Below are 15,998 nucleotides of genomic sequence, written 5' to 3'. Positions count from 1 at the left end.
GGTCAGTTCGGAATGCGCCAGTTTTGACCGCGTAGCGGATAGTGGAATAGTGTTCACAATTGCTGTAGAATGGTTTTGGGGGTTTGTAGCGGTTGTTCCGGAGGCGCATTGGGCGCCCTGGATCGCGCGACAAATCTTGGCGGTGCCTCGGTGACTTCGTCTGCCGATCAAGTGCAGGCGACGCGATCATGAAGACCGGTTCACGGACGGGCCGATCTTTTTCGCTCAATAATCTTGCCGGACCCAGATATGCAGATCACCCGCAAATTTACCCGCGAGGGTCAAGATCCGTTCGCCGGCATCGAGTTCGCCCCCCGGAGCTCCACGATCCGCAACCCCAACGGGTCGGTCGTGTTCGAGATGAACGACGTGATGGTGCCCGCGAAGTGGTCGCAAGTCGCGGTCGACATCCTCGCGCAAAAATACTTCCGGCGGGCCGGGGTGCCCATGCACCTCACGCACGTTGTCGAAGAGAACGTGCCTTCGTGGATTCAGCGCAGCGCGCCCGAATCACCAAGTACCCCGACCGGTGGGGAATCGGACTCGCGCCAGGTGTTCCACCGGCTCGCAGGGTGCTGGACGTATTGGGGCTGGAAGGGCGGATACTTCACCTCTGAACGCGACGCGCGGGCGTTCTACGACGAAACCTGCCACATGCTCGCGATGCAGATGGCGGCCCCGAACAGCCCGCAGTGGTTCAACACCGGGCTGCACTGGGCCTACGGCATCGAAGGCCCGCCCCAGGGCCACCACTTCGTCAACCCGCTCACGGGGCAACTCGAACGGTCCACGAGCGCTTACGAGCGGCCCGCGCCGCATGCGTGCTTCATCCAGCACGTCTCGGATGATCTCGTGAACGATGGCGGCATCATGGACCTGTGGGTCCGTGAGGCGCGCATCTTCAAATACGGCAGCGGCACCGGGTCGAACTTCTCGTCGCTGCGCGGTGAGGGCGAACCTCTTTCTGGCGGCGGTAAATCGTCGGGGCTGATGAGCTTCCTCAAGATCGGCGACCGGGCGGCCGGGGCGATCAAGAGCGGTGGGACCACGCGCAGAGCCGCGAAGATGGTCGTGCTCGACCTCGACCACCCGGACATCGAAGAGTTCGTCAACTGGAAGGTGACCGAGGAGCTGAAGGTCGCGGACCTCGTGACCGGCTCGAAGTTGCTGAACAAGCACCTCAATGCGGTGATGAAGGCCATTCACGGCCACGCGGTCGCCGAGGAGCGGTACGACCCGGCGAAGAACGCGGGGCTTCGCAAGTCGGTGCTCGACGCGCGTGCGGCACTCGTGCCCGAAAACTACATCGCCCGCGTGTTGCAACTCGCACGCCAGGGGTGGAAGAGCATCGAGGTTGATGAGTACGACACCGACTGGACGTCCAAGGCGTACTACACCGTTTCGGGGCAGAACAGCAACAACTCGGTGCGCATTCCCAACGAGTTCATGAAGGCCGTGGAGACGAACGGCCCGTGGCACCTGTACTGGCGCACGGAACTGGAGAAGGCCAAGAAGGAGAACCGCGCGCCGAAGGCCAAGCGGACGATTCCCGCACGCGACTTGTGGGAGCAGATCTCTTACGCCGCGTGGAGCTGTGCCGACCCCGGCGTGCAGTTCCACACCACCATCAACGAGTGGCACACGTGCCCCCTCGACGGGGACATCCGGGCGAGTAACCCGTGTGTGACGGGAGACACTCTGGTTGCCACCGCGGACGGATTGATCCGGATCGATCAACTGCTTGAACGCGCTACGGCCGTTGTCGGTGCGGATGGTGAGCTTCACTCCATCAAGCCGGCTTTCAAAACCGGTGAGAAGCCCGTGTACCGGCTCCGGACGCGCGCCGGCTTTGAAGTTAAGTTGACCGGCGACCACCGTGTGTTGACCGTGAACCGCGGGGACGTACCGGCCTGCGAGTTGACGAAGGACGACGTGGTGCAGTTGGGACGCGGCGTATTCGCGGACCGGCGCGACCCGCGCCCGGTGCACGGGTTCGTGGAACTCGATTCGCGGTTGACTGAATACCTCGGCTTAATGGTCGGTGACGGGTGCTTGATGGGTGAGCGGGAAGCCGCGATGGTGACCCTCGCGCCCGAAGAGCAAGCTGTTGCGGAGCGGGTACACGAAGACCTCCGCTCGTACCGATCCGAGTTCGCGGTCGACGGGCGCGGCGCACGCGAAACGCATGTGACCAGTCCGCAAGCGACCGTGCGCGTTGGCACCGGCAGTCGGTGTGTGGTGGACGTTCTGAAGCGGTTCGCCGTGTTAAACGAGGGCAGTGCTGCCAAGCAATTCACCAGCGACGTCTTCCGCCTCGACCGTGCCTCGCTCGCGGGTGTCCTTCGTGGCCTCTTCACCGCCGACGGGACCGTAGCCCAGTACGGTGCCAAATCACAGTACATCAGCCTCGACAGTTGTTCGCTCGACCTGCTCAGACAGGTCCAATTGCTACTTCTGTCGTTCGGTGTTAAAGCGAAGCTGTACACCAACCGGCGAGTGGCTGGGCAGACGACGGCGATGCTTCCCGACGGCCGCGGTGGGGTCAAAGAGTACCCGGTTCAGCAGGTCCACAGCCTGCGAATCAGCCGCACCTCGCGGCTCGTTTTCGAGCGTGAGATCGGGTTCGTTCCCGGTAGCCCGAAGTGCGAACAACTGGCGCGCCTCAACCGCGAGGTCACGACCTACGCCGATCGGCTCGAAGACCCAGTCGAGAGCCTCGAGTACCTGGGCGTCGAATCGGTGTACGACCTGACGGAACCCGTAACGCACCACTTCGTTGCCAACGGTATTACCGTTCACAATTGCTCCGAGTACCTGTTCCTCGACGACACGGCGTGCAACCTCGCGTCGCTGAACCTCACGACGTTCTTCGACGTGAAGGCGAACAAGTTCGACATCGAGGCGTACCGGCACGCGGTCCGCATCTGGACGATGATCCTGGAAGTCAGCGTGTACATGGCGCAGTTCCCGAGTCCGTCCGTCGCGCAGAAGTCTTACGACTTCCGCACGCTCGGCCTCGGCTACGCGAACCTGGGCGCGCTGCTCATGGTGCAGGGCATCCCCTACGACTCGCCCGAGGGCCGCGCCCAGTGCGGCGCGCTCACCGCGATCATGCACGCGGGCGCTTACGCCGCCAGCGCGGAAATGGCCGCGGAGGTCGGGCCGTTCGTGCGGTTCGCGGACAACCGTGACCACATGCTGCGGGTGATCCGCAACCACCGCCGCGCCACGTACAACGCCGCCCCCGCGGAGTACGAGGGGCTGACCGTGTTCCCGGTCGGTATCGACGCCCGGTACTGCCCGGCCGACATGCTCGCGACCGCGCGGCGCGAGTCCGACCGGATGCTCGAACTCGGCGAGCGCCACGGGTACCGGAACGCTCAAGTCACGGTCATTGCCCCGACCGGGACCATCGGCCTGGTCATGGACTGCGACACCACGGGCATCGAGCCGGACTTCGCGCTGGTGAAGTTCAAGAAGCTCGCGGGCGGCGGGTACTTCAAAATCATCAACCAGTCGGTGCCGCCCGCACTCGCGAAGCTCGGCTACGCTCCGTGGCAGGTCGAGGACATCGTGCGGTACAGCCGCGGGGCAGCCACGCTCAACGGGTGCCCGCACATCAACCCCTCAGTTCTCAAGGCGAAGGGGTTCACGGACGAGGTGCTCAAGAAGATCGAAGCACAACTCCCCGGCACGTTCGAGCTGCCGTTCGTGTTCAACTTGTGGACGCTGGGCGAGGACTTCGTCAAGAACACGTTGAAGGTGTCGGCCGAGGCTCTCGCCAACCCGACGTTCGACCTGCTCTCGCACTTGGGCTTCAGCAAGCAACAGGTCACGGAAGCGAACGCCTACGTCTGCGGCACGATGACCATTGAGGGCGCGCCGCACCTGAAGGCCGAGCACTACCCGGTGTTCGATTGTGCCAACAAGTGCGGCAAGATCGGCAAGCGGTTCCTGTCGTGGGAGGCGCACATCCGCATGATGGCCGCGGCGCAGCCGTACATCAGCGGCGCGATCTCGAAGACCATCAACATGCCCCACGACGCGACCGTCGAGGACGTGAAGAAGGCGTACCTGCTCTCGTGGCAACTGATGACCAAGGCCAACGCGCTCTATCGCGACGGCTCGAAGCTCAGCCAGCCGCTCAACTCGGTGGCCGATTCGCCCGAGGCCGCGCTGCTCGCGTCGGTGACGCCGGAAGCAGAGAAGGCCGAGCCGAAGGCGCCCCAGGTACAAGTCGCGGAGCGGATCACGGAGCGGATCGTTCACCGGTACATCGCGAAGCGGCGCCGGCTCCCGGACCGCCGCGCGGGGTACACGCAGAAGGCCCGCATCGGCAGCCACAAGATGTACATCCGCACGGGCGAGTACGAGGACGGGACGCTCGGCGAGATCTTCATCGATATGCACAAAGAGGGCGCCGCGTTCCGCAGCATGACGAACTGCTTCGCCATCGCGGTGTCGCTCGGGCTCCAGCACGGGGTGCCGCTCGAAGAGTACATTGATGCGTTCCTGTTCACGCGCTTCGAGCCGAACGGGGTGGTGCAGGGGAACCCGTATATCAAGATGTCCACGTCGATCATCGACTACATCTTCCGGGAACTGGCCATCACATACCTCGACCGCAAGGACTTGGCTCACGTGCTGCCGGAAGACCTCCGCGGGGACTCGCTGCACGACGAGGACGACGACTTCGAGGGCGACGAAGAGGTGGTGAGCACGCGGACGGTCGATCCGAAGGCCCCGCCGAAGTCCGGTATCGCCCACCCGCGCTCGGCGCACCTGAAGCCGACCGGCAACGGGGGCAACAAGTCGGGTAGCGACGTGGTGCAATCACCCCCGCCGCGTGACACGAACGGGAACGGCAACGGGCACGCGAACGGCAATGGGAACGGCCACTCGAAGGCGTCCAACGGAGCCGCGGTGCTCCCGCCGCGGAACAGCTACACGCCGGTAGCCGGATCGCAGTCGGAGCGGATTCGGGCCGCGCGTCTGAAGGGGTACGAGGGCGACCCGTGCTCGAACTGTCAGCAAATGACGCTCGTGCGCAGTGGCGCCTGTATGAAGTGCGATACCTGCGGTGAAACCACGGGCTGCGGGTAATTGCGATAGGCAAAGTGCAGAAACCAAGCGAGCCGCAGAGATTTCTCTGCGGCTCGCTTGGTTTGGAGGTTTCAGCGAGACTCGGTTTGGTTTTACGCCGGCAGTGCTGAGCCGAAGAACCGGAGCCAGTTTCCGTAGAAAATGCCGTCGATGTCGGTCGAACTGTACCCGCGGCGCGCGAGGATGTCTTCCAGTTTGTGGACGTCGGTGATCGTGTTCAGGTCGTGCGGTGTTTGTTCGGTGCCGAACCCGCCGTCGAGGTCGGTGCCGAGTGCGATGTGGCGCGCGTTGCCTGCGAACTGACAGATCCGGTCCATGTGGTCGACGATCGCTTCCAACCCCACCACTGCGGGTTGCGTTTCTCCCCGCACCCAACCCGGATACATCATCCAGGCATCAAAGGCCGAACCGATCACCGCGTTTCGCTTGATGAGTTCCTTCACCTGCTCGTCGGTCAGTTGCCGGTCGCCGGGAACGAGTGCTCGCAAGTTGTGGTGGCTCGCGAGCATTGGCCCGTCGTACACGTCCATCGCGGTCCAGAACGATTGGTCCGAGAGGTGCGTCACGTCGAGAATCATCCCGACTTTCATGAACTCCTTCAGGAGCTTCACGCCCGCGGGTGTCATTGGCCCATCGACGGCCGTGCCGAAGGCGTACTGCCCCAACCCGTAGTGCGCCGGGCCGACCGCACGCAGACCCAGTCCGAACCAGTGCGCCACTTGCTCTGGCGTCACGATCGGGTCCGCGCCTTCCATGCTCAGGATGATCCCGAGCGGGGTGTTGTTCGGGTCCGCTTCCCACGCTTTCCAGTGTGCGGTTAGCTCGCTGCGGGTGTGAATGAACTTCAGGTGCCCCTGTGTTTCCAGGAGCCGGTAGTAACCGAGGGAACCGAAGGCGTGAGAGTACGCGATGTGCTGCGTGGCGTAGTCGATGTCGCCGCGCTTGAAGCCCCAGCGGGTTGCCGCGTCCGGGCCGCTGCGGGCCAACAGCGTCGCGACACAAACGGGCACGCGGCACCGCTTGAGTTCGGGGAACGTGACCGTTCCCTGCCCGCGCCCCTTGATGTCGGTGAAGCCCTTTTCGACCTCACGCAGCTTCGGGACGCTCAGGAACAGGTCGCGGTTGTAGTTGAGGGCGTTGAGGGCGAGGTCGAGGTGGGCATCGATCATCGGACGCATGTGCGGGACTCGCGAGGGTCGGGTGGTGGGGTGTCATTCTATCCCCCGCCCGCGTAGCCGCCCTCGTGAAGTGCGCGCCGGGCCATCACATCGTTCTTTTGGTGGGCGTAGCTCAGGCCGGTCGCGGATTCGAGCTTGTTCCAGTACGCAATGGCTCGTTCGTACATTTCGGGGCGCTCGGGTCCGAGGCGTTCGCACAATTTGGCCAGCGTCTCGAACACCCACGGGTCCGTTGTTCCGCGGGCTTGTGCCAGCTTCTCAATCTGGCGCAACGGGCGATAACACAGGTCTGTGAGCGCGACCGATTCGTAGAGCCGGTAGAGTTCGCGGAGCAGTTCGGGACCGTCCGTCCGGACACGAATCGCGCGGTCGAGGACCGTGAACGCTTCGTCGATGCGGCCCGCGGCCCGCAGACTCCGCGCGCTCGTCGTTTCAGGCGTATCGAGCCAGAAACGACGGAGCCGGTCGCGTTGCGCGCCGAGCCACGCGCCCAAGCCGCTTTTCGGCTCCTGTGCCGGCAGTGGTTGCTTCTTCAGCCAGTTTTCAAGCTGCTGGCCGCGTGCATGAAGCGCGAGGATGTCGAGGCTGGAACCCGGATCGGGCGTTCCCCCAAACCCGTCGGTCGATGCAGGTAAGTCTGTGAGAATGGACGATTCGCTCAGCGGCGGGCGCTCACGTGAACCAGTAAGAGCCGGGAGCGCTGCGCGTTCGGCCGTTGAGGGCCGGATCTCGATGCGCACCACGAGTGGCCCGATGAGCAACTCGTCACCGTCCGCGATTCGGGCGATGTAGTTAACGGCTTTTCGGTTCCGGCCCAGCGGCTTTTTCGAGAGCGTGTGAATGTACCAGGTGCCGGCGTGCGAAGCGAGGAGCGCGCTCAATCGCGAGAGCCGCGTATCGGCTAACTGAACGTGGCAAACCGAGAGCCGACCGAACAGGAGATCGTGGTCCACCGCGCGGCACTCTTCCATACCGTCCGGGTTCGTGATGTACGCGAAGCAATCGGGTGGAACGTCTTCTTCTGCCTCGGATTCGTCGTCGTCGGTGTTGTTTGGTGCAATAAACGTGAACTTGTTCTCGCCGATCGCGAGTACGTCTCCTTTTCGGGGCGTCACGCGCTGGGCCGCACGCAGTGGGCGGCGGTTGAACCGGACGCCGTCGTCGGACAACCCAAACAGCGCCCAGCCGGTCAGGTACCGCACTGCGAGCGCGGCCAAGTACGGGCTGTCGTCCGTCAAAACGTCGGCGTGTTCGGCCGCGCCAATAAGGGCACGTTCCGGGGGTAATTTGACGATTTCCCCTGTACGCACGTTTTGTAGATGAAAGTCCATCTCGGCAGTCCGGTCGGGCGAAATGGAGGGTTGGCGCGGTCGTCGGGAGTTAGTCGGGGCGAAATGAGACGACTCGGATTAGTATACCTCACATCCGGCCGCGCTTGCAAAATTCACTCCTACCACACAATCCAGAACACGAACAAGGCCGCAATAAGCACAAAAACGAGCAAAACGATCGGTTGACGGATTAGCGATGCTATGCGCTCGCCGAACGGGTGAGCCGTTCCCGGGGTCGGGCGCAGGCGGGAGGGAAGAAACACGCGCTCAAAAATCGTAAGAACTGGCCCGAACACACGATCCAGCGCGCCTTGTGCCTCGGTTTCAGATGACGCCAAAGGGCGCCGAGCCGGAATCGGAGCGGGTTGAGCCGATTTCGACTTGCGCGCCGATTTAACCGGTTTTGCGGGCGCGTCGTTCACGGGGAGAAGCTCCCGGAATTCCTCAATCAGTTCAACTGCCGTTCCGCGATCGTCCGCGCGCTTCGCCAGCATTCTCTGAAGGAGCCAACTCAGTTTCTCTGGCACGTTCGAGTTAAAATCGGTCGCCAACGGAATCGGTGCGCGGGAGTGTGCCTTCATAAACGCGACTGCGTCCCGTCCCTCGACTTCATAAGGTGGACGACCCGTCAGCGCGTAAAACAGGGTACCCCCGAGTGCGTAAAGATCGGACGCGGGGACGACTCGCTCCGCCCACTGTTCCGGCGGGGCATATTCTCGGGTGCCGACGAACACGCGCCGGCCGCTTCTGGAGACTGCAGCGCCCTCGACCGTACCGACTGCCCCGAAATCGAGCAACTTGGCCGCGGTTTCGTTCGGGCGCGTGCCGGCTTCCGGGGGCGGACCGAGCGGGATCACGTTCGCGGGCTTCACGTCGCGGTGAATGAACCCATTTTGGTGAATGACCGCCAGCCCACCGAGTAGATCGATGCCCCACTTCACCGCGAACTGCCAGGGAATGGGACCGGACCACCGGACCATTCGGTGGAGGTCGTTCCCGTCCACGAGTTCCATCGCGATCAGGTACTCGTTGGTCGGCTTGTTGTCCTCGTCGCGGACGCGCTCGTACAGGTAAAACCGCGCGACGCTTGGGTGCTGGATCTTCATCATCGCGCGGGCTTCCTGCTCGAACCGCGCCCGGCTGGTTTCAGTGTCGCGCGTGAGTGTTTTGATCGCGACGAATCGGGGCGGGTTCAGTTGGCGCCCGCGGTAGACCTCGCCCTGACCACCCTCACCGAGTTTCTCCAGGAGTAGGAACTGATTCACTGTCAGTTGCCGCTCGATCGGTGTTTGATCGCCTTCGAGCCACAAATCAATTACGCCGCGCTGGTACTCGCTCAGCCCCGGTGGTACCTCGCCCGTGTCTCCGGGCGTCGCGGTGTACCAGTCGGGCGGGTGCGCGGTGAGCGCGTCGAGGGTCGCGCCCGGATCACCCCCGCCGGCACGTGCAGCGCGCTCCCAGCGCGTTCGGTTGACGATCCGACAGCCGATCAACACGTTCGCAAGGTCCGAGAGCGTTCGCATTCTTCGACCGATCGAGAGGGCGCAAATGATTGGGGCGGCGGGTGTTATTTTGGCACGAGCGCGCCGAAATGCCAAATCACCTCGCGGGCACTGTTACTTCTTGATCCCGGTCGCGTCCACAATGGTCATGGAACCGTAACCCTCTGCCCAGCGCCCCTGGAATTCGGCCGCTCCGACGAATTCTTCCGTACCGATTCGCGCCGTCCAATCTTTCTGTGCTTTGTTCGTGGAGTCGACGAAAACCTTTACCAGATATTTCCCCGCCGGGAGGGAAGGCTTACCTTCGCCCACGATTTTGCTCGGTCGGAACCCGGTGCGGCGAGCAGCGTAACCGTGTGCTGCCAGCCTTTGTCACCACACGCCCGGTCCGAAGTGGCGATCGGGTCTTTTTCCCAGGCGCCGGTCTTCGCGTCCCAAGCGTGCACATCGACTTGGAGTAGTTTCCCGTTCCAGGCCGCGGGTGTGTTGTTCAGTCGGAACCACGCTTCGGTGCCGAACTGTTTGGGTGCCACTTCTTTTGTGGGTAGATCGGTTGCTGCTGCGTACTTACCCTTCTTGATCGCGGCCACATCTTCGGCCCACGCGCGGATCGCCTTGTAACCCTGATCCCCGACGACGATCTTCACCCCACCTCCGTGCTTCACCTCGTTGAGCGGTTTCGTGAGGAGAAGGCTCTTTTCCGGTTTGTCGAGATCGAGCAGTTTGCTCGCGAGCAGGTAATCCATTGTGGCTTCGGGGCCGGCTTTCCGGAACCACGCGACGCGCTCACCGTACTCCTTCACGAGCTTGTCGTTCTGCGGCGTGCCCTCAGTGTGGTAGTTCATACAGCGGAATCGTAGCGACCAGATGTTTGTCTCGAACGACTCCAACATGCGGTCCTTGCGCGCGTGCCGGACCACTTCGACTGGTTTCGTTGCGAGCGCGGGCATTTTTTCGGGCTTGGGAGCGTTGTGCAACGCGGGATCGCTCGCGCATGCTTTGATCCACGCCGCGAACGCTTCATATTCGGCCTTCTGGCGCTTCGCCGAGATCAACCCCGCGGCTTTCGGATCGTCCGCGCCGCGATTAATGAGCGCGAGGATCTTCGAGTTCTCGGGCTTGTCGAGATCAATTAATCCCTGCTCGCGCAGTGCGAGGAACGTATCCGTCGCGGACGGCAGGATGTACTGCTTGATGTCCACCGTCGCGAGGTGACACCGCGTGCAACTGGATGGGTCCGGGGACTTGAAGATGGGCGCGATGCGTTCCTCGAACACTTTCGCGGCCGTGCTTTCGGCTACGGTGGTGGCCGGGGTGACATCGGTCGGTGTGGGCGTAGATGGTTCGTGGCAGCCGAACAGTGCCGTGACACCAACTGTAATTGCGAGCGCTGTGGAGAGGTAGGCGGGAGACATCGGGCGCTCCTGAACTCGGAGTTACCGGTCCGTTTTCGGCGTGTACATTGTTGTTGAGTCAGGGTACCCGATTTTGAAGCCGCAGTGTTGGCGGTTCGGTCGAATCGGAATTGGTGCTCGGGACGGCCGAAGTGTTGTCGGGGAATTCCGTGCGATCAAAACGCACTCGGCGGATTTGCAGCAGCCTCTCCATCTGCTACAAATCCGCCGAGTATTTTGCTTCAGATAGCGACTCACCGTGCAGAATGCCTCTCCCCTCACTCTGCACGATGAGTCACTTCTTCAGTACCCATCAGTAAAGCACGCGCCGCGCCAATATCGGGCATGGTCTGATAAAAAAATCGAAGTGCTGGAATTTCAGGCGAATTGAACGCGAGGGCTTTTCGAGTGCCTTTTCATGTTTCTGAATTGTGCCCGATCCGTGCGCAAAGCGTGCGGTGGATGCGTGCAATCGCGTCACAGGTTGAGATCCATCTTTATTCCCGGTATACTCGGCCACACACCAGGGTGAGTTGACGGAGGTGCCCATGACTGCGACGGATCTCGTTCACCGTCCGCTCGGAGGGGCGCGTGTGCTGGTCGCGGAGGGCGACGCGGACGATTCGGTCGTTCTTACTGCCGTCTTGCGGCTCAATGGTTTCGATGCGTGTGAAGCTCGAACGGCCGAGGACGCGCTAAAAGCGGCGTCCGATACGCGCCCGGCCGTTCTGATGGTTGATTTGGACCTGCCCGACTTGGATGGCTGCGCGCTCATTCGTCGGGTACGGCGCTTGCCCGATCCCCCGGCCGTCGTTGTGGTGACCGGTCACACGGCCGAGAGCGTCCGTCGGGCGGCACTGGCAGCCGGGGCATCGGCGTTCCTCCTGAAGCCAGCTGACCCGATCGAACTGACGAAACTGGTCGGGCAATTGAGTGACGAACAGTTGGGGCGGAAAACGGGCTGAACGATGTCCGCTCACCCGACTTAGTTTCGCTGGATGACTATTTCATAAGTGCTCGGGACCGATTCCGAGCACGTACTCGACCGTGGCGCTTGTTGTAACTGGTTGGCTCGCAAACGAGTAAGGCCAAAAATCGATCAGCAAATCTGCACAACTCCTGCGGACACCACCTCGGATATCAGACGAACGGGAGCATTCCCGCAAACACTTTCCAAGTTGTGCCGTTACGTTTGGCATGGCGTGAGCGATATTCACTGCCAAAATTCCACATGCGTTTATCAACTCTGATACTTGTGCGCGTGCGTGGTCCGGATACGATCGTGGCGGTTTGGATTCAGCGTTGGCAGCCTAAATTGCGTCTGAGTGCGGAGCACACATGCCGTTCTTTACACGTTGTCCGTACTGCCGGCGCGGGACCGATGCGCCCGACAGTGCGATGGCGGAGAATGTGAAGTGTCAGGCGTGTTTGTCGTGGTACACGGCAATTCCCGAGGAGCCTGGGCAGGAGGGTACCGCCCCACCTGTTGATGTGAGAACGCAGGCGTCCGTTCCAGCGTGGGCCGTACCGGAGCCGGCTTTGGCTCCAACTGAAACCGCGATCGCCACGGAACCTCCACCCGTCGTTGCGCCGGCGCCCGGTCCCGCTTTCCGGGTCGCGGAGAACCCGGAGCCCTCGGAAGAAATTTTGGACGGGAAGAGTGGACCGGTCCTGATCGGGGTCGCCGCCTGTTTTCTGGCCGCGGCTGCCCTCGCTACGGCGTCGTTCCAATCGACGGCAGCCTTCGCTCGCCCGCTGGCCGGTGTGGGCGTGCTCGTTGGACTTGTGGGCGCGCTTGCGGCGGGAGCGGAGAACCTATCTCGGCTCGCTGCACCAATCGGCGGAACAAGTGTATCGGGCTTAGCGCTCGTTGTCGCGTGGTTCCTACCGTCGCTACTCGGCCCGGGTTACGAGGCGAGTCGCGTGACGTCCGACTACGACCCAGAAGCGATTCGTGCCATCCCGCTGCAACTCGTTTCGAGTGGGGCCGAAGAACTCGGGCCGGGCGGGTACGCGGACGCGAGCCGGTCGGCCCTTCACCAGGGGCTCGTGCGCGTTCAGATTACCGGGGCGACGGTCGCTCCCGTTCAAGTCGTGGATTCCAAAAAACGGTTCACGAAGCAGTCGTTCCTCGCGATCACCGTGCGGGTTCAGCACCTCGGCCACGGTGATCGGTTCCGGTTCGTTCACTGGGACACGACGGGGGAGCGCCCCGTCCCGGCCGCTAGTGCCACCACCGACGGGCGGAAACTGATCGCTGCGAACACTGGCCAGGACGTTCCGGCCGGAGTCACGTTCGGTTACGACGTGTTCCCGGGCAAGTCTGTTGACGATCAGCTCCTCTTCGAGGCACCGGACGCCGTTGGCCCGGTGCGGGTCGAGTTGCCCGCGGAAGCGTGGGGCGGGCGCGGGGTGCTCCGGTTCCAGATCCCCAGTTCGATGATCGTCGTTCAGCCGGGCAAGAAGCCCCGGTAACCACTTCGAGGGTCAATCATGTTGCACGCGCGATCGCGTCGGTGCGGGTTCACGCTGATCGAATTGCTAGTGGTAATCGCGATCATCAGCATCCTCATCGGGCTGCTGCTGCCCGCGGTGCAGAAGGCCCGAGAAGCGGCGAACCGCGCCAAGTGTCAGAACAACCTGAAACAAATCGGGCTGGGGTGTCACCTCTACGAGAACGGGCGCGGGTACTTCCCACCAACGCGCTACCGGGGCGAAACGCAAACCTGGGCCTGGTTCATCCTCCCACAGCTGGAGCAGGACAACCTGTACAGAAAATGGCCGGAGGACGGTAATTCGATCGGGATCGGGCAATTATTAGACCCGGGATTCCTCAACACGCCCGTTCCCGTTTATTTCTGCCCGTCGCGCCGCACGCCTGGCCAGAACACGGCAAAAGGGTTCGTGCAACCTCCGGGCTGTGCGTTCCCCAATAGTGTTGGTGGGGCCGTTGCGGACTACGCTGCCGCGATTGGTACAACGGGTGACGACGGGGCCGATAGGATGGGCAACGATCAAGGGCTCGTGGTCCCGCCGACCGGAGCGTTCGTTGCTCTCCGCGGCGTGCGCGTGGCCGAATTCACCGACGGCACGAGCTGCACCCTGCTCGTCGGTGAGAAACACATTCCCAAGGGTTTTTCGGCCTCTTATCCCTGGGACTGTAACACTTACGATGGGCACAATAGTGTGTGCTCGACGCGAACCGCCGGTCCGGGTTTCCCGATCGCAACCGCCGACACCGATTCGCGCCTGATATTCGGCGGTCCCCACATCGGGATCTGTCAGTTCGCATTCGTGGACGGCGGCGTCCGGTCCGTTCGGTCCGGGATCGACGAGCTCACTCTGGGATTACTCTCGCACCGGAGCGACGGGCAACCGGTTCCGACGGACTACTGATTCCATCACTCGCCGCTCTTGCGCTTGGAATCGCGGTAGTCGAGCGGCGGCGGTTGGTCCTTTTCCAGCATCGCGGCGTACTTTCGGCCGTCGAGTCGCTTCGTGAGTTCGGCTTTGGCCGCCGCGCGCAGGTCCGCATCGGTGAACAGGTCATAGGCGGTTGCAGCGAGCGTGCGTGCGGCGAGGTTCATGCCCTTCTTCGCGATCGTCGTTCCGCCGCACGCGACCGCTTGCCACGAGTGACCCGGCGTACCCGGCACCCAGCATGCGGTGCCGAACCCGACCACCGGAACCACCCACGACACGTCGCCCACGTCGGTGCTTCCCCCGCTCGATTTGCCGGATACATCGAACACGCGCTCGATCTCCTCCAGCGGGGGTGCCTTGTCGGGGAACGTTTCCCTCAACCGGAGGGCGAACTTCGTTTCGGTGTCGTCGTATTTGAGGTCGTTCAGCGCGGTCAGGTTCTTCTTCGCGACCTGCGCGAGCGTGTCGTTGGGCAGGATCTCCATCGTGCCACCGAGGTACGCGACTTCGAGTTTCGTTTCGGTCGCCAGCGCGCCGGCCTGCGCGCATTTCAGCACACGCGGGTAGAGCTTCTGCACCACGTCCGCTTTCGGATGGCGCACGTAGAAGAACCCCTCGGCGAACTCGGGCACCACGTTCGCGGCCCCGCCGCCCGACGTAACCGTATGGTGCAGGCGCGTGCCGTCCGGGGTGTGCTCGCGCAGCAACTCGACGCCGTGCATCGTGAGCACCAGTGCGTCGAGAGCGCTGCGGCCCTTTTCCGGTGAACCGGCCGCGTGCGCCGGGGTGCCGTGGAACCGGAACTTCACCGCGATCCGCGCGAGACAACTCGCGTCGCCGGCGCTGTTCCGTGCCCCCGGGTGCCAGTGGAGCACGGTGTCGCAGTCGTCGAATAGTCCGGCCCTCGTCATGAACACTTTCGCGGCCCCACCCTCTTCCGCCGGGCACATGTAGAAGCGGATCGTTCCCTTCAGCTTGCCCGCTTTGATTTGTTCCGCGATGGCAATGCTCGCGGCGAGCGACGCGGTACCGAACAGGTGGTGCCCGCAAGCGTGGCCGTACCCGTTGCCGTCCTTACGCGGGCTGCGGAACGGCACTGCTTCCTGCGACAGTTCCGGGAGCGCGTCGAACTCACCCAGGATGCCGATCACCGGCTTCCCGCTCCCGAACTCCGCGGTGAATGCGGTGGGGATCTTCGCGACGCCCTTCGTCACTTTGAACCCGGCCTTTTCCGCGATCGCGGCGAGTTCCTCGGCGGATTTTTTCTCCTGGTAGCCCGGCTCCGCCCAGTTCCAGATTTTCAGTGCCGCGGGCCAGTTCACGTCCGCGTGTGCCGCGGCGGACTTGATGGCTGCGTCTTTTTGTGCGAGCGCAAGCGCGGGGAACGCGAGAAGAGCGAGCAGGGAAAGCAAACGCATGGTGTGTCCTGTGGCGAAATCGGGACCGGTGATTGTCGCCGAGTGGGGAGGGGAGAGCAACGGCGCACGGAGTGCCTACTACTATGAATTTCACAAGGGGGCACGCATGGCGATCACGTTTCTGGGCGCGGGTGAAATTCTCGGGGCCATGATTACGCCCGCGGTGCTCATCTCCGCGTCCGGTACGCTGGTGCTGTCCACGTCGAACCGGCTCGGGCGCGTGGTCGATCGCATCCGCGCCCTCGCTACGGAAGCAGAAGGGTTACCCGACGTGTCGGCGGCCCCGGAAATCGTCGAGAAGCGCATTCTGATCGCCGAGCAGATCGAGTTTCTGACTACCCGGTTGCTCATGCTGCAATCGGCAGTCATTACGCTGTATACGGCCATCGGGCTGTTGGTCGGTGCGAGCCTCGCGGTAGGACTGTCGGCGTCCGCGGGGCGGATGATGGAGTGGGTACCGATCGGGTTCGGGTTGATGGGTGCTTCCGCGCTGCTGTTCGGTGCGAGCGTGTTGGTGCGGGAATCACGGTTGGCGGTGCGCGGAACGCTTCACGAACTGGCCCACGTGCGCAAGGTCGTGGAGCGTAAAACGAGCATGCGCGCCGCCCCAGACGAAAAGCCCGAAGGTGGCCAGGGAGAGGGGTAGAGT

General features: G+C 62.9%; 10 protein-coding genes. 5 read left to right on the top strand and 5 right to left on the bottom strand.

What is annotated here, in order from left to right; translation table 11 throughout:
* Positions 1 to 249 precede the first annotated feature (249 nt).
* A complete protein-coding gene (locus tag VT84_RS24155) occupies positions 250 to 5,103 on the top strand; it encodes an LAGLIDADG family homing endonuclease (protein WP_082841286.1) in 4,854 nt (1,617 codons plus the stop codon).
* Positions 5,104 to 5,195: 92 nt separating this feature from the next.
* Here the strand turns inward: VT84_RS24155 and VT84_RS24150 are convergent, their stop codons facing one another.
* The 4 genes from VT84_RS24150 to VT84_RS24135 all read right to left on the bottom strand — a co-directional run bounded on the left by VT84_RS24150 (position 5,196) and on the right by VT84_RS24135 (position 10,529).
* Positions 5,196 to 6,281: a dipeptidase gene (locus tag VT84_RS24150; protein ID WP_082841285.1), complete on the bottom strand. Its 1,086-nt coding sequence runs from the start codon at positions 6,279 to 6,281 to the stop codon at positions 5,196 to 5,198.
* Between the two features lie 38 nt (positions 6,282 to 6,319).
* Positions 6,320 to 7,612, bottom strand: coding sequence for a hypothetical protein (locus tag VT84_RS24145; protein WP_082841284.1), 1,293 nt, complete (start codon positions 7,610 to 7,612; stop codon positions 6,320 to 6,322).
* A 119-nt stretch (positions 7,613 to 7,731) separates the two neighbouring features.
* Positions 7,732 to 9,135, bottom strand: a complete 1,404-nt coding sequence (locus tag VT84_RS24140) for a serine/threonine-protein kinase (protein WP_082841283.1) — start codon at positions 9,133 to 9,135, stop codon at positions 7,732 to 7,734.
* Between the two features lie 245 nt (positions 9,136 to 9,380).
* On the bottom strand, positions 9,381 to 10,529 hold the full coding sequence (locus VT84_RS24135; RefSeq protein ID WP_082841282.1) for a hypothetical protein: 1,149 nt from the start codon (positions 10,527 to 10,529) through the stop codon (positions 9,381 to 9,383).
* Positions 10,530 to 11,056: 527 nt separating this feature from the next.
* Here VT84_RS24135 and VT84_RS24130 point away from each other — a divergent pair.
* The 3 genes from VT84_RS24130 to VT84_RS24120 all read left to right on the top strand — a co-directional run bounded on the left by VT84_RS24130 (position 11,057) and on the right by VT84_RS24120 (position 13,904).
* Positions 11,057 to 11,473: a response regulator gene (locus VT84_RS24130; protein WP_082841281.1), complete on the top strand. Its 417-nt coding sequence runs from the start codon at positions 11,057 to 11,059 to the stop codon at positions 11,471 to 11,473.
* A 574-nt stretch (positions 11,474 to 12,047) separates the two neighbouring features.
* Positions 12,048 to 12,983 (top strand): hypothetical protein, encoded by a 936-nt coding sequence (locus VT84_RS24125; RefSeq protein ID WP_052552901.1) that lies wholly within the window; start codon positions 12,048 to 12,050, stop codon positions 12,981 to 12,983.
* An 18-nt stretch (positions 12,984 to 13,001) separates the two neighbouring features.
* Entirely contained in the window at positions 13,002 to 13,904 is a 903-nt protein-coding gene (locus tag VT84_RS24120) for a DUF1559 domain-containing protein (RefSeq protein WP_052552900.1), read from the top strand.
* 5 nt (positions 13,905 to 13,909) lie between these two features.
* On the opposite strand, the gene VT84_RS24115 is transcribed toward VT84_RS24120, so the two are convergent.
* The gene (locus VT84_RS24115; protein ID WP_052552895.1) at positions 13,910 to 15,349 is read right to left on the bottom strand and encodes an amidohydrolase; all 1,440 of its coding nucleotides are present in this window, start codon (positions 15,347 to 15,349) and stop codon (positions 13,910 to 13,912) included.
* A gap of 106 nt (positions 15,350 to 15,455) precedes the next feature.
* On the opposite strand from VT84_RS24115, the gene VT84_RS24110 reads away from it, so the two are divergent.
* The gene (locus VT84_RS24110) at positions 15,456 to 15,995 is read left to right on the top strand and encodes a DUF2721 domain-containing protein (RefSeq protein WP_162271827.1); all 540 of its coding nucleotides are present in this window, start codon (positions 15,456 to 15,458) and stop codon (positions 15,993 to 15,995) included.
* The last annotated feature ends 3 nt before the right edge of the window (positions 15,996 to 15,998 follow it).

Origin of the sequence: Gemmata sp. SH-PL17 (assembly GCF_001610855.1) — a bacterium.
GTDB classification, from domain to species: domain Bacteria; phylum Planctomycetota; class Planctomycetia; order Gemmatales; family Gemmataceae; genus Gemmata; species Gemmata massiliana.
This window is presented reverse-complemented; position numbering and strand designations above follow the sequence as displayed.

Bases quoted from the DNA above. Each gene is read 5' to 3' on its own strand.
- VT84_RS24135 (WP_082841282.1), bottom strand. From the start codon at position 10,529: ATGTCTCCCGCCTACCTCTCCACAGCGCTCGCAATTACAGTTGGTGTC.
- VT84_RS24140 (WP_082841283.1), bottom strand. From the start codon at position 9,135: ATGCGAACGCTCTCGGACCTTGCGAACGTGTTGATCGGCTGTCGGATC.
- VT84_RS24150 (WP_082841285.1), bottom strand. From the start codon at position 6,281: ATGCGTCCGATGATCGATGCCCACCTCGACCTCGCCCTCAACGCCCTC.
- VT84_RS24115 (WP_052552895.1), bottom strand. From the start codon at position 15,349: ATGCGTTTGCTTTCCCTGCTCGCTCTTCTCGCGTTCCCCGCGCTTGCG.
- VT84_RS24155 (WP_082841286.1), top strand. From the start codon at position 250: ATGCAGATCACCCGCAAATTTACCCGCGAGGGTCAAGATCCGTTCGCC.
- VT84_RS24130 (WP_082841281.1), top strand. From the start codon at position 11,057: ATGACTGCGACGGATCTCGTTCACCGTCCGCTCGGAGGGGCGCGTGTG.
- VT84_RS24110 (WP_162271827.1), top strand. From the start codon at position 15,456: ATGGCGATCACGTTTCTGGGCGCGGGTGAAATTCTCGGGGCCATGATT.
- VT84_RS24120 (WP_052552900.1), top strand. From the start codon at position 13,002: ATGTTGCACGCGCGATCGCGTCGGTGCGGGTTCACGCTGATCGAATTG.
- VT84_RS24145 (WP_082841284.1), bottom strand. From the start codon at position 7,612: ATGGACTTTCATCTACAAAACGTGCGTACAGGGGAAATCGTCAAATTA.